At 64.5% G+C, this 13,844-nt stretch carries 13 protein-coding genes and 1 pseudogene; 8 read left to right on the top strand and 6 right to left on the bottom strand.

Annotation, left to right across the window (positions count from 1 at the left end; translation table 11 throughout):
* Positions 1 to 42: 42 nt before the first annotated feature.
* The 5 genes from IFT44_RS13680 to IFT44_RS13660 are packed head-to-tail and all read right to left on the bottom strand — an operon-like array spanning position 43 to position 4,188.
* Positions 43 to 315 (bottom strand): DUF2160 domain-containing protein, encoded by a 273-nt coding sequence (locus IFT44_RS13680; RefSeq protein WP_122476019.1) that lies wholly within the window; start codon positions 313 to 315, stop codon positions 43 to 45.
* A gap of 10 nt (positions 316 to 325) precedes the next feature.
* Complete coding sequence (locus IFT44_RS13675; RefSeq protein ID WP_122476020.1) at positions 326 to 1,126, bottom strand: carbohydrate ABC transporter permease; 801 nt, start codon at positions 1,124 to 1,126, stop codon at positions 326 to 328.
* Positions 1,127 to 1,133: 7 nt separating this feature from the next.
* Positions 1,134 to 2,000, bottom strand: coding sequence for a carbohydrate ABC transporter permease (locus IFT44_RS13670; protein WP_122476022.1), 867 nt, complete (start codon positions 1,998 to 2,000; stop codon positions 1,134 to 1,136).
* Positions 1,997 to 3,094 (bottom strand): ABC transporter ATP-binding protein, encoded by a 1,098-nt coding sequence (locus IFT44_RS13665; RefSeq protein WP_192058140.1) that lies wholly within the window; start codon positions 3,092 to 3,094, stop codon positions 1,997 to 1,999. Before IFT44_RS13665 ends, IFT44_RS13670 begins: the two co-directional genes overlap by 4 nt.
* Entirely contained in the window at positions 3,094 to 4,188 is a 1,095-nt protein-coding gene (locus tag IFT44_RS13660; protein WP_192176053.1) for an ABC transporter ATP-binding protein, read from the bottom strand. Before IFT44_RS13660 ends, IFT44_RS13665 begins: the two co-directional genes overlap by 1 nt.
* 256 nt (positions 4,189 to 4,444) lie before the next feature.
* Between IFT44_RS13660 and IFT44_RS13655 the strand changes: the two are divergent.
* Positions 4,445 to 6,229 (top strand): annotated as a pseudogene (locus IFT44_RS13655) (sigma-54-dependent Fis family transcriptional regulator); the annotation flags it as partial.
* A 24-nt stretch (positions 6,230 to 6,253) separates the two neighbouring features.
* Here the strand turns inward: IFT44_RS13655 and IFT44_RS13650 are convergent.
* On the bottom strand, positions 6,254 to 7,084 hold the full coding sequence (locus IFT44_RS13650; protein ID WP_192176051.1) for an IclR family transcriptional regulator: 831 nt from the start codon (positions 7,082 to 7,084) through the stop codon (positions 6,254 to 6,256).
* A gap of 232 nt (positions 7,085 to 7,316) precedes the next feature.
* Between IFT44_RS13650 and IFT44_RS13645 the strand changes: the two genes are divergently transcribed.
* The 7 genes from IFT44_RS13645 to IFT44_RS13615 are packed head-to-tail and all read left to right on the top strand — an operon-like array spanning position 7,317 to position 13,800.
* On the top strand, positions 7,317 to 8,342 hold the full coding sequence (locus tag IFT44_RS13645; protein WP_192137954.1) for an ABC transporter ATP-binding protein: 1,026 nt from the start codon (positions 7,317 to 7,319) through the stop codon (positions 8,340 to 8,342).
* Positions 8,339 to 9,184 carry an ABC transporter permease gene (locus IFT44_RS13640; protein ID WP_122713762.1) on the top strand — a complete coding sequence of 282 codons (846 nt, stop codon included), beginning with the start codon at positions 8,339 to 8,341 and terminating at the stop codon, positions 9,182 to 9,184. The genes IFT44_RS13645 and IFT44_RS13640 overlap by 4 nt, the downstream gene beginning before the upstream one ends.
* 3 nt (positions 9,185 to 9,187) lie before the next feature.
* A complete protein-coding gene (locus IFT44_RS13635) occupies positions 9,188 to 9,982 on the top strand; it encodes an ABC transporter permease (protein WP_192176050.1) in 795 nt (264 codons plus the stop codon).
* Positions 9,982 to 10,272 carry a (2Fe-2S)-binding protein gene (locus tag IFT44_RS13630; RefSeq protein ID WP_192053179.1) on the top strand — a complete coding sequence of 97 codons (291 nt, stop codon included), beginning with the start codon at positions 9,982 to 9,984 and terminating at the stop codon, positions 10,270 to 10,272. The genes IFT44_RS13635 and IFT44_RS13630 overlap by 1 nt, the downstream gene beginning before the upstream one ends.
* Entirely contained in the window at positions 10,269 to 11,624 is a 1,356-nt protein-coding gene (locus tag IFT44_RS13625) for an FAD-dependent oxidoreductase (protein ID WP_192176049.1), read from the top strand. The genes IFT44_RS13630 and IFT44_RS13625 overlap by 4 nt, the downstream gene beginning before the upstream one ends.
* The gene (locus IFT44_RS13620; RefSeq protein ID WP_192176048.1) at positions 11,621 to 12,763 is read left to right on the top strand and encodes an NAD(P)/FAD-dependent oxidoreductase; all 1,143 of its coding nucleotides are present in this window, start codon (positions 11,621 to 11,623) and stop codon (positions 12,761 to 12,763) included. The genes IFT44_RS13625 and IFT44_RS13620 overlap by 4 nt, the downstream gene beginning before the upstream one ends.
* Positions 12,760 to 13,800, top strand: a complete 1,041-nt coding sequence (locus IFT44_RS13615) for an ABC transporter substrate-binding protein (protein WP_192176047.1) — start codon at positions 12,760 to 12,762, stop codon at positions 13,798 to 13,800. The genes IFT44_RS13620 and IFT44_RS13615 overlap by 4 nt, the downstream gene beginning before the upstream one ends.
* Positions 13,801 to 13,844 lie beyond the last annotated feature (44 nt).

Raw genomic sequence — 13,844 nt, 5'->3', positions numbered from 1 at the left:
ACCTCCTGTTTGGAATTTTTGCGTCGCGCAGACCCGTGTGGCTCAGCCCCAACGCATTACCGCCAGCAACCACACCAGGGACAGCGCCGAGGCGACCCAGATGCTCCAGTCGGTAACGCCGATCACCAGCAGGTGCAGGTAGGCGCTACCGAGAAGACCGATGAACAACCGATCGCCGCGAGTGGTCGCGATCGGCAGGAACCCGCGCCGCTCGGTGCAGGGCGAGCGCAATTCATAGAACGTCATGCCGGCGAGCAACAGCGCGATGGCGCCGAAGAACAGGGCAGTCGGTAGAGTCCAGGCCATCCACTCCATCACAGGCTCCTCATACGCGGCCCAGGGCGAAGCCCTTGGCCACATGGTTGCGAACGAACCAGATCACCAGCATGCCGGGCACGATGGTCAGCACGCCGGCCGCGGCCAGCACACCCCAGTCGATGCCCGAGGCTGAAACGGTACGGGTCATCACCGCCGCGATCGGCTTGGCATTGACCGAAGTCAGGGTGCGCGCCAGGAGCAATTCCACCCACGAGAACATGAAGCAGAAGAAGGCCGTTACACCGATACCCGAGCCAATCAGCGGCATGAAGATCTTCACGAAGAATTTCGGAAAGCTGTAGCCATCGATGTAGGCGGTTTCGTCGATCTCCTTCGGCACGCCGGACATGAAGCCTTCGAGAATCCACACCGCCAGCGGTACGTTGAACAGGCAGTGCGCGAGCGCGACGGCGATGTGCGTGTCGAACAGGCCGATGGATGAGTACAGCTGGAAAAACGGCAGCAGGAACACCGCAGGCGGCGCCATGCGGTTGGTCAGCAGCCAGAAGAACAGGTGCTTGTCGCCTAGAAAGCGGTAACGCGAAAACGCATAGGCCGCCGGCAGCGCGACGCTGAGCGAGATCAGCGTGTTGAGGCTCACGTAGTACAGCGAATTGATGTAGCCGGTGTACCAGCTGGGGTCGGTGAAGATCACCCGATAGTTGGCCAGGGTGAATTCGTGGGGAAACAGGGTCAGCCCACCGAGGATTTCACCGTTGCTCTTGAACGACATGTTCAGCAACCAGTAGATGGGCACCAGCAAAAACAGGATGTACAGCAGCAGGGGGATCAGTTTGCGCTTGCTCATGGCTGCCTCAACCTTGCTTGTCGTTGTGGGTCATGGCGGTATAGAACAGCCATGACACCAGCAGGATGATCAGGAAGTACACCAGCGAGAAGGCCGCGGCCGGGCCGAGGTCGAACTGACCCACGGCCATCTGCGTCAGGGTCTGGCTGAGGAACGTGGTGGCGTTGCCCGGGCCGCCACCGGTCAGCACGAAGGGTTCGGTGTAGATCATGAAACTGTCCATGAAGCGCAGCATGACCGCGATCAGCAGCACGCTTTTCATCTTCGGCAACTGGATGTGGCGGAACACCGCCCAGTTCGAGGCGCGGTCGATACGCGCAGCCTGGTAGTAGACGTCGGGGATGGCGCGCAGGCCCGAATAGCACAGCAGCGCCACCAGCGAAGTCCAGTGCCACACATCCATGACCAGCACCGTGACCCAGGCGTCCACGGTGTTGGACGCATAGTTGTAGCTGATGCCCATGGCGTTGAGCGTGTAGCCCAGCAAGCCGATGTCGGCGCGGCCGAAGATCTGCCAGATGGTGCCTACCACGTTCCACGGAATCAGCAGCGGAATGGCCATGACGATCAGGCACAGCGACGACCAGCGGCCCTTGGCCGGCATGGTGAGGGCGATGGCGATGCCCAGGGGTATCTCGATCAGCAGCACGCAGCCCGAATAGATGAACTGGCGCAGCAGCGAATCGTGCAGGCGCGGGTCCTGGAGGACCTGGCGGTACCAGTCGGCGCCAACGAAGTAGCGGCTGGACTGGTCGAAGATGTCCTGCACCGAATAGTTGACCACGGTCATCATCGGAATCACGGCGCTGAACGCCACCAGCAGGAACACCGGCAGCACCAGCCACCAGGCCTTGTTGTTCTGAACCTTGTTCATGGCTTCACCTCCAGCAGGCGGTCATCGGCATAGACCATCAGCCACTGCGCGGGAAAGCTGATGAACACCGTGCCCTCGGGCACGGTGCGGTCCTCGGGCAAACGCACCTTGAAGGTCTGGCCGCCGAGCAGCAGGGTGAGAATCTTGTAGGTGCCCAGGTCTTCCAGATGGACCCGTTCGCTGTGCAGGGCCGCCTCGAAGCCTTCGTCCCAGACCCGGATGAACTCCGGACGGATGCCGATCTGCAGGCGTTGCCAGCCGCCCTGGGCAATGCGCGCCTGCAAGGCCTCCGACAAGGGCACATGAATGCCGCCGAAACCGACCCCACCACGCTCGGGCTGGACATCGACGAGGTTCATGCCGGGGCTGCCGATGAAGTAGCCGACGAAGGTGTGCGCCGGTCGCTCGAACAGCTCGCGCGGGGTGCCGAACTGGACGATCTGACCGCCGTACATGACCGCGATCTTGTCGGCGAAGGTGGATGCCTCGAGCTGGTCGTGGGTAACGTAGACCATGGTGATGTTGAACTGCTCGTGGATCTGCTTGAGCTTGCGCCGCAGTTTCCATTTCAGGTGCGGGTCGATGACCGTCAGCGGTTCATCGAAGAGGATCGCCGAGACGTCGTCGCGTACCAGGCCACGGCCCATCGACACTTTCTGTTTTTCGTCGGCACTGAGATTGCGCGCCTTGCGCTGCAGCAAGCGTTGCAAGTCGAGCACCTCGGCCACTTCCTGCACCCGAACCTTGACCTGTTCCTCGGACTTGCCCTGGTTGCGCAAGGGGAATGCCAGGTTGTCGAATACCGTCATGGTGTCGTACACCACCGGAAACTGGAACACCTGGGCAATGTTGCGCTGCTCGGGTGGCAGCTCGTTGACTACCTTGCCGTCGAACAGCACCTGCCCGTGGGAGGGGCTGAGCAACCCGGAAATGATGTTGAGCAAGGTCGATTTGCCGCACCCGGACGGGCCGAGCAAGGCGTAGGCGCCGCCCTGCTCCCAGATGTGATCCATCTCGCGGATGGCATAGTCTTCCGGCCCAGCCGGGTGGGCGCTGTAACTGTGGGCCAGGTGCTGCAGACGTATCTCGGCCATCAGGCAGCCCTCGCTACACGCAGGCCGGGAGCCTGGACCAATTGCCCGTCGCGCTGGAACACGAACAGCTTGTGGGTCGGGATGTACACCGGTATGGCCGCGTCCACCGCATAGTCGTGGACGCCCGGCAGATGCAGCACCAGCGAAAAGTACTCGTTGCGTACGTGCAGGAACGTCTCCGAGCCGCTGATCTCCGCAAGCTCCACGGTTACCGCCAGTTCCAGGTCGTCGTCATTGCTGGGGGTCAGGCCGATGTGGCTGGGTCGCACGCCGAAGCGGTAATCGCCATCGGGGACGCCGGACAGGTCGAGATTGCGGGCGAAGTGAACGAAGTTGGCGAAGCTGACTTCCTGACCACCGATGCGACCTTCGATCAGGTTGATCGGCGGTTCGGAAAACAGCTCGGCCGCGAGCACCGTGGCCGGCCGGTGGTAGACCTCCGGCGTCCTGCCACTCTGAATCACCCGCCCCTCGTGAAGAATGGTGGTGGTGCCGCCCAGCGCCAGGGCTTCGTTGGGTTCGGTGGTGGCGTACACGGCAATGGTATGGCGGGTCAGGAACAACTCGCGCATCTCGAAACGCAGTTCTTCGCGCAGCTTGTAGTCGAGGTTCACCAGCGGTTCGTCGAACAGGATCAGTTCGGCATCCTTGACCAGCGCGCGGGCCATGGCCGTGCGTTGTTGCTGGCCACCGGACAATTCCAGCGGGTGGCGCTTGAGGAACGGCTCGATCCGCAACATGCGTGCGGTCTGCAACACGCGCTCCTGGATCTGCTCGCGGGCCATGCCGGCCTGGCGCAGCGGCGAGGCAATGTTGTCGAAGACGGTCATGGTCGGGTAGTTGATGAACTGCTGGTAGACCATGGAGACGTTGCGCTGGCGCACCGGTTTGCCGGTCACGTCCACACCGTTCATCAATACGCGGCCCTGGTCAGGTTTGTCCAGGCCGGCCATCAGCCGCATGAGGCTGGTCTTTCCAGACAGGGTACGTCCCAGCAGAACGTTGAACGAACCGGGTTCCAGCACCAGCGACGCATTGTCGATGTACAGCTGATTTTCCACACGACGAGTGACCTGCTCGAGCACAAGGGACATGGCGGCGCCTTTTTTATTATTGGAAGCGGTTGCGGCTTCGCATCGGTACGACTGCTGGCAAACCCAGAGCGATAAGCGTGCCAATTGCCGCCAGTCAAGGCTGAAAGCGCCAGCCAAACGGTTCGAAGGTATGTGTCCAAGGCAGGCGGGGTTCATCACTGAACAAAAATGAACGCCTGGCGCATTGACAATGAACAACCGTGAACAACACTGCATGAACAAAAACAACAAGGCCGCGTGCCGGGATACTCGAACCATGTCCGTATCCAATCCAATGCTTGCCCATGACCGGCTCATCCACGATTCCTGGGCACGCTGTCGCGAAGCGGGGCTCGAGCACCATCACGCGCCGCGCTTCGAGCCGCTGCCACGGGCCGCGCTGCAACAGATGCTCGAACGCCACCAGGCGCTGCTGCACACCACCCATCGCGAGGTGTTGCCCTACTACGAACACATCCTGGGCAATTCGCGCTGCCTGATTCGGCTGGCCGACCCGCAGGCGCGCGTGCTCAGGTCGTGGGGAGAGCAGCCGGGCGCTACCCACAGCCATGCCGGTTTCGTCCCCGGCGCGTCCTGGCTGGAAACATCGGCCGGGACCAATCCGATCGGCACTGCGCTGGCCTGCCGCCAGGCCGTGCACGTCGAGCCCGACGAGCACTTTCTGCTTGCCAACCGCTTGATGAACGGCTCGGCGTCACCGATATTCGACGCGCAACGGCGAATGGTCGCAGTGCTGGACGTTTCCAGCGACAGTCACCTGCCGCCTTCGCACACGCTCGGGTTGGTGAAGATGATGAGCCAGACGGTGGAGAATCGCCTGATTCTCGAGGCGTTCGCCGACCGGCATCACCAATTGATCTTCAATACCGGAGTCAACAACCTCGACAGCCAGTGGGCCGGACTGCTGGTGTTCGACGACAACGGTCACGTGCTGGCGGCCAATCGTCGTGCCGACAGCCTGCTGGGTGTCGAGCTTCCGGGCTTGACCGTGCAGCAGGTGTTCCGACTGACGCCGCAGGCACTGCTCGACCACCCGCCGGAGCGCACGTTCGCCCTGCAACCGCCAGGGCGCAACCGGTTGCAGTGTCTGCTCAAGAAGCCGGTTTCACCCTGCCCGGCGCCGGCTGCAGCGCAACGTGGCACCGACCCGCGCCTGGACAAAGCCATGCAGCAGGGTCTGCGCCTTTTGGAAAAGGACGTGCCGTTGCTGCTGCGCGGCGACACCGGTACCGGCAAGGAAGTGCTGGTCAAGGCCCTGCACCGGGCCAGCAGCCGCGCGTCGTGCCCGCTGATTGCGGTCAACTGTGCGGCGATTCCCGCCGAGCTGGTGGAGTCGGAACTGTTTGGCTACGAGCGTGGTGCCTTCACCGGTGCCAGCCAGAAGGGCAGCCCTGGCCTGGTGCGCAAGGCCGACAAGGGCATTCTGTTCCTCGACGAGATCGGCGACATGCCGTTGCCGACCCAGGCGCGGCTGCTGCGCGTATTGCAGGAGCGCTGCATCCAGCCGCTGGGCTGTGGCGACCCGATACCGGTCGACATTCGTCTGATTTCTGCGACCCATGAGGATCTGCGCCAGCGGGTGCAGGCCGGCTTGTTCCGCGAAGACCTCTACTACCGCCTGGCTGGCATGACCCTGCACCTGCCGACCCTGCACGCGCGCAGCGACAAGCGCGAGCTCATCGAACAGGTGTGGGAGTCGCACCGCGAACCCCAGCAGAGCGCCGGTTTCAGTGCCCAGGTGTGGGCCGCATTCATGGCCCACCCATGGCCTGGCAACGTGCGTCAGTTGTCTGCGGTGGTCAAGGTCGCGCTGGTCCTGGCCGATGAGGAGGTGATAGGCCTGGACCATCTGCCCGAGGATTTTCTTCGCGAGGCGGGCCAACTGCCGGCGCAGGAACAGGCCTTGCCGCGCCCGCTGCTGACCCTGGCCAAGGTCAGTGACCTGGGCGAACTGCTGCAGGCCAGCGACGGCAACATCTCGCGCCTGGCCAGGCGCTTGGGAGTCAGCCGCAATACGCTTTACAAGCGTCTGCGCGAACAGGGGCACGCCGGGCACGGCGGCCCTTCAGACCTTGCCGAAGGTCTGCGAGGGCCTGCGCAGGGTCGGGTCGAAGGGGTTCAGCCGTGGGCCGATGGCAGCAGCTTCGCGCTTGAGCAGTTCGACCACGGTGGGTAGACGGTCGGGGCCAAGTCGATCGCTGATGGTGGCAACACTGAGGGCCGCCACCGCGTGGCCGTTGCGGTCGAGTATCGGCACCGCCAGGCCCGCCATGCCGGGCAGCACGCCGGTGTTGCGCGCGGCATAGCCGAGCTTGCGCACGCTGTCGACTTCCGAACGCAACAGCACCTCGTCGTACAGGTGCAGGTCCCTGAGCCGGGGCAGGTTGTAGTGGATCACGGTTTCGCGCTCGTCTTCGGGTAGGAACGCGAGGATCGCCAGGCTGCCTTGCCCTACCCCCAGCGCAACGCGGCCACCGATGTCGCCGGTGAAGGTGCGTATCGGGTAGGGCCCTTCGCTACGGTCCAGGCAGATGGCATCGAAACCACTGCGCGCCAGCAGAAACAGCGAGTCACCCAAAGACGCCGACAGCCGCAGCAGGCTGGGGCGCGCCAGTTCGCGCAGGTTGCTGCCATTGCCGGCGCGGGCGGCCAGGGCGAAGAACTCCAGGCTCAGCCGATAGCGCTTGCTGCGTACATCCTGCTCGACCATGCCCTCCTCTACCAGCCCGCGCAACAAGCGGTGCGTAGTGGGTTGCGACAGACCGATGCGCTCGGCGAGCTGGATGACGCGCTCGCCCTCGGCGGGCGCTGCAGACAATCCACGCAATACGGCAAACAACCGGGAGACACCGCCTGTGCTTGGCTCAGAATTCCGCTCAGTGGAATCGTTATTCATGTTTTATTCATCCGATTTCATTGAAAGGATTAATCTGAAAATAACCATCCGCTCAGTGAAATAAGCGCTTTCGCCATCCTAGTCTTCGTCCTACTCTGCGTCCACGGGGCGAGACCAACAATAGCCGGCAGCCGACTCAGAACGAGCGCCACCCCATTGCAGGACCCCTTTCGCCTCTGCCCTCGATCAACGCACCGCACATGCGGCCGACAACGACAGGTGGAACGCAGCCATGGCCTTTCTCGAACTTCAAGCACTGTGCAAACGCTACGGACCCGTGCAGGCCGTGGTAGCGACCGACCTGAGCGTCAGCCAGGGCGAGTTCGTCTCGCTGCTCGGCCCTTCGGGTTGCGGCAAGACCACCACGCTGCAGATGATCGCCGGCTTCGTCGATGTCACCAGCGGCCGGATCGTGCTCGACGGCCGCGATATCACCCATGCCAAACCCAGCAGCCGTGGCCTTGGCGTGGTGTTCCAGAGCTACGCGCTGTTCCCGCACATGAGCGTGCGCGACAACGTGGCCTTCGGCCTGAAGATGCGCAAGGTTGGCAGCAGCGACATCCGCACCCGTGTCGACCAGGTGCTGGCGCTGGTGCGCCTGACCGTCCATGCCGACCGTTACCCACGCGAGCTGTCCGGGGGCCAGCGCCAGCGGGTGGCCCTGGCTCGGGCCTTGGTGATCCAGCCGCCGGTGCTGCTGCTCGACGAGCCATTGTCCAACCTCGACGCGAGCCTGCGCGAGGAAATGCAGTTCGAGATTCGCCGCATCCAGTGTGAAGTCGGCATCACCACCCTGATGGTGACCCACGACCAGGCCGAAGCCTTATCGATCAGCGACCGGGTGGTGGTGATGCAAGCCGGTCAGGTCACTCAGATCGACGAGCCCTACAAGCTCTACGAGCACCCGCGCACGCCGTTCATTTCCGGTTTCGTCGGCAAGGCCAACCTGCTGCCCGGCGAGTACGACGCGCTGGGCCAGCCCCAGGTCTTGGCACAGGCCGGGGAAGGCGAACTGATGTTGAGCCTGCGCCCGGAGAAGATCGATTTCTGCAACGCCGGTGATGGGCGCATCCAGGGCCGTATCGTGACCCGCTATTTTCTCGGCAGCCAGTGGCTGTACCGCTTGGAAACGGTGCTCGGCGAAATCACCGTAGTGCGTCGCAACGATGGCAGCGCACCGCTGGCCACCGGCGTCACTGTCGGCCTGGACTGGCCGGGCGAGCTGCTTCGCGTGCTCGCTAGCGAGGCCTGCGCATGAGCCGCGGATACCTGCTGTCGGCGCCGGCGCTGGCGCTGTTCGTCGGTCTGCTGATCGTCCCGCTGGGGCTGACCCTGGTGCTGTCGTTCAACCTGTTCGACTACGAAGTGGGGGTCAAGAGCGACAGCTACACGCTGGCCAACTACGCCGCCCTGCTCAGCGACGGCTATTTCTACGAGATTTTCTGGCGGACCTTCTGGATCAGCGCTCTGGTGACCCTGCTGTGCGTGGTGATCGGCGTGCCGGAGGCTTACATCCTCAGCCGCATGGGCACGCCGTGGCGCTCGATCTTCCTGATTCTGATCCTGACTCCGCTGCTGATTTCGGTGGTGGTGCGCGCCTTTGGCTGGAGCCTCTTGTTGGGCGCCGATGGCCTGATCAATCAGGCTATCGCAGCGCTGGGCGGGCGGCCGCTGAAAATGCTCTATACACCCTTCGCGGTGATTCTGGCGCTGGTGCATGTGATGTTGCCGTTCATGATCATCCCGGTCTGGACCTCGCTGCAGAAGCTCGACCCGGCTGCCGAGCAGGCGGCGCAATCGCTGGGCGCAAGCCAGGCCAAGGTGATGCGCATGGTGGTGCTGCCGCAGATCATGCCCGGCGTGCTGTCGGGCACGCTGATCGTCTTCGGTCTGGCGGCCAGCTCGTTCGCCATTCCCGGGCTGCTCGGCGGGCGCCGCTTGAAGATGGTCGCCACGGTGGTCTACGACCAGTACCTGTCGGAACTCAACTGGCCCATGGGCGCAACCATTGCCGTGGCGCTGTTGCTGGCCAATCTGCTGATCATGCTGTCCTGGAACCGACTGGTCGAAGGTCGCTACAAGAAAGCCCTGGGGGAATGATCGATGTCCAAGAACGGTCCGTTGGCCCTGTCGTTTCATGCCTTGGTGGTGGTGTTCATGCTGGCCCCGCTGGTGGTGGTGTGCCTGGTGGCGTTCACTCCGGAGAACACCCTCACCCTGCCCACCTCCGGGTTTTCCCTGCGCTGGTTCCGCGCCGTGTTCGAGCGCGCCGATTTCATCGATGCGTTCTATAACAGCCTGATCCTGGCAGTGGTGGCTGCAACCCTGGCGACCCTGATCGCCGTGCCGGCGGCGCTGGCGATCACCCGCTATCACTTTCCGGGACGCGACTTTCTCAATGCGCTGTTTCTGTCGCCGATCATCATTCCGCACCTGGTGCTGGGCGTGGCGATGCTGCGCCTGTTCGCGCTGATGGGGGTCAATGGTAGCTTCGTCTGGCTGATGCTGGCCCATGTGGTGGTGATCACGCCTTATGTGCTGCGTCTGGTGATCGCCGCCGCCATCGGTATCGACCGCAGCGCCGAGCAGGCGGCGGAATCGCTGGGCGCCAGCCGTTTCACCCTGTTTTGTCAGATCACCCTGCCGATGATCCTGCCGGGGGTGGCCGGGGGCTGGCTGCTGGCGTTCATCAACAGCTTCGACGAGGTGACCCTGTCGATCTTCGTTACATCGCCTGCCACCCAGACCCTGCCGGTGCGCATGTACGTGTACGCCACCGAGTCCATCGACCCGATGATGGCGGCGGTGTCGGCGCTGGTGATCGCCTTGACCGCGGCGACCATGATTCTGCTCGACCGGGTGTATGGCCTGGACCGCGTACTGGTGGGGAAAAACTGATGGCTTTGTTCAAGCGGCTGGCCGAACTCGATCGCGCGTCGGTACCCTTCACCCTCGATGGACAAGCGGTGACCGGTCTGGCTGGGGATACCCTGCTGGTCGCAGTACTGACCTGCGTCGAGCACCTGCGCGGCAGCGACTTCAGTGCCCAGGCCCGTGCTGGTTTCTGCCTGATGGGCGCCTGCCAGGATTGCTGGGTGCGCTTGGGCGACGGCCGCCGCGTGCGCGCCTGTGCCACGCCACTGGAAGCCGGCATGCAGGTCGACCGCGAACCGGGGCGGCGCTCGTGAACGCGGTGGTGATCGTCGGCGCCGGACCGGCCGGCATCCGTGCCGCGCAGACCCTGGCCGCCCATGGCCTGCGCCCGTGCCTGGTGGACGAAGCCTTGCAGGGCGGCGGCCAGGTCTATCGCCGGGCACCGGGCAACTTTCAACGTCCTGCCAGCCAGCTCTATGGCTTCGAAGCGCGCAAGGCAGGTGCGGTGCATCAGGCGCTGGACGCGCTGCGTGGGCAGATCGACTACCGACCCGACACATTGGTGTGGAACGCCGAGGATGGCTACCTGCACACGCTCAACCAGCAGCGCGTCGGCACCGTCAAGTATGACCGCCTGTTGATCGCCACCGGCGCTACCGACCGCATCCTGCCGGTGCCGGGTTGGACCTTGCCCGGTGCCTACAGCCTCGGCGCTGCGCAGATTGCCTTGAAGGCCCAGGGGTGTGCCATTGGCGAGCAGGTGGTGTTCGCCGGCAGTGGGCCGTTGCTGTATCTGGTGGCCTATCAGTACGCCAAGGCCGGCGCGCGGGTGCTGGCGGTACTGGACAGCTCGCCGTTCGCTGCTCAGGTCGCAGCCCTGCCCCGGCTGCTGCGTCAGCCCTTGACCCTGGCCAAGGGTCTGTACTACCGCGCCTGGCTGACTGCCCATGGGATCGCCGTGCACCAGGGCGCGCATCTGGTCAGGGTCGACGGCGAGCGCAGGGTCGAAGCCGTCACCTGGCAGCAAGCCGGCGAACGACACACCCTGGCCTGTGACGGGTTGGCCTTCGCTCACGCGCTGCGCAGCGAAACGCAACTGGCCGACCTGCTCGGTTGCGCGTTTGCCTGGAGCCCGCTCAACCGGGCCTGGCTGCCGAGCCGCGACCAGGCCGGACGCAGCAGCGTGCCGGGGGTCTACCTGGCCGGTGATGGCGCTGGGATCATGGGCGCCGATGCGGCGGAAATGGCCGGCGAGCGCGCCGCCCTGGCCCTGCTCGAAGACCTGGGTGTGGCCATCGACGCCGGGCGTGGCGCGCACCTGCAAAGGCAACTGGCGCGCATCCAGGGGTTTCGTGCCGGCCTGGAAGACGCATTCCCGTTCCCCGAGGACTGGGCTCGCCAGGCGCCCGATGAACTGATGCTGTGCCGATGCGAGGAAGTCAGCGTCGGCGAGGTACGCGGGGTGGTCGCCCAGGGCCATACCGATATCAACCGAGTCAAAGCCCATTGCCGGGTCGGCATGGGCAGGTGCCAGGGGCGCATGTGTGGCAGCGCCGCCGTGGAAATCATTGCCCAGGCCGCCGCGTGCCCGCCGCCGGACGTCGGCCGCCTGCGCGCGCAGGCGCCCATCAAGCCGCTGCCCTTCGGTGTGGAGGTGCAGCCTTGAGCCAGGTCTGCGAAACCGATGTGATCATCGTCGGCGGCGGAATCGTCGGTGCTTCGGCAGCCTTGATGCTGGCGCTGCGCGGTCAGCGGGTGGTATTGCTGGAGCGCGACTTCTGCGGCTCGCGGTCCAGCGGCGTGAACTACGGTGGCGTGCGCCGTCAGGGCCGTTCGCTGGTGCAATTGCCGCTGTCGCAGCGCGCCCATGAACTGTGGAGCGACCTGCCCGGGCTGATCGGCATCGACGGCGAGTACGTGCGTTCCGGTCATCTCAAGCTGGCCCGCAGCGACGCCGACATGGCCCGTTTGCAAGCCTGGGCCGACGCCGCCGCGGATTTCGATCTGGGGGTGGAGCTGCTCGATCGTGGTCAGTTGCGCCAGCGTTTTGCCTGGGTGGGCGACGTGGCCGTGGGTGCGTCGCTGTGCAGCGCCGATGGGCATGCCAACCCACGCCTGGTCTCGCCCGCCTTCGCGGCAGCGGCCAGGCGTGCCGGTGCACGGATCGTCGAGCAGGTGCAGCCGTTGGCCTTCGACCATGACGGCCAGGCGTTCGTGCTGGCCTGCAGCAACGGCGAACGGCTGCGCGCGCCCTGGCTGCTCAACTGTGCCGGGGCTTGGGCGAACCACATCGCCGAACAGTTCGGCGAGCAGGTACCGATGACCAGTGGCCACCCGGCAATGCTGGTGACCGAACCGCTGCCTGTGGTCATGGACGTCAGCACCGGGGTCGAGGGCGGTGGCATCTACGCGCGCCAGGTGGCACGGGGCAATTGCGTGCTCGGCGGCGGGCAGGGTTTCGCCGTGGACACGGTGCGGGCACGCCCCGGTCAACTGGCCACCCTGGATATCCTGCGCAACGCCGTCGAGTTGTACCCGTTCCTGCACGGCGCGCAGGCGATCCGTACCTGGAGCGGGACCGAAGGCTACCTGCCCGACCGCGAGCCGGTGATCGGCCACAGCCTGGCGCAGGCGGGCCTCATCCATGCATTCGGCTTTGCCGGAGCCGGTTTCCAGATCGGCCCGGCAGTCGGTGAAGCCTTGTCGCAACTGGTCGTCGAGGGCCGCAGCCAGGCGCCGATCGACGCGTTTTCCATCCAACGCTTTTCTCCCCTTGAACTGCATAAAGGAAGGTCGCTTTCATGAAGCCAGTCAAACCTACGGTTCACGCACTCTCCCTCGCCGCCCTGCTGGCCGCCACCGGCGCTCAGGCCGGGCCCACGCTGTACCTGGGCATGAACGGCGGCACCATGGAACGCTTGTACGCCGACAAGGTGCTGCCGGCGTTCGAGGAAGCCAACGATGTGAAGGTGGTCATCGTGCCAGGTACTTCGTCGGACATTCTCGCCAAGGTCCAGGCGAGCAAGGACAACCCGCAGATCCATGTGATGTTTCTCGACGACGGCATCATGTACCGCGCCATCTCCATGGGCCTGTGCGACACCCTGCAGGACAGCGACGGCCTGGCGGCCATCCCGGCCAAGGCGCGGATCAAGGATCAGGCCGCTGCGGTCAGCCTGGGGGTGACTGGGCTGGCCTACAACACGCGCCTGTTCAAGAAGAATGGCTGGGCCGCCCCCACCTCGTGGATGGACATGGCCGACAGCCGTTTCAAGGACAAACTGGTGTTCCAGTCACTCGCCTCCTCGACCTTCGGCCTGCATGGTTTCTTGATGTTCAACCGCCTGAAGGGTGGCAGCGACACCGATGTCGAACCGGGGTTCATGGCATGGCCCAAGACGGTAGGCCCGAATGTGCTGGAGTACATTGCCAGTTCGGCGAAGATCTCCGAGATGGTGCAGACCGACGAGGCCGCGTTGTTTCCGCTCACACCGACTCAGGTGACCGCCTTGAAACTGCGCGGTGTACCGGTTGAGTACGCGCAACCCAAGGAGGGCGCGGTGGTGCTCAACGTGGCGGAGTGCGTGATCGCCAAGAACGACCAGCCCGAGCTGGCCCAGAAGCTGGCGGCCTACCTGCTGAGCCCCGAGGCCCAGGCACCGGCACTGGAGGAAGGCGATCAGATACCGTCCAACCCCAATACCCCAACCACCGACAAGACCCGTGGGCAGGTGCAGGCGATGGAGAAATACCTGGAAACGGCAGTGGCCATCGACTGGGATCAGGTCAACCAGCTGCGCCCCGCCTGGAACGCCCGCTGGAGCCGCTCGATCGAGCGCTAGGCCACGCACCGAGTCGCCCGTTTCGCGGCCACGGACCGCTCCTA

The organism is Pseudomonas sp. CFBP 13710 (assembly GCF_014842235.1).
GTDB lineage: Bacteria > Pseudomonadota > Gammaproteobacteria > Pseudomonadales > Pseudomonadaceae > Aquipseudomonas > Aquipseudomonas baltica.
This window is presented reverse-complemented; position numbering and strand designations above follow the sequence as displayed.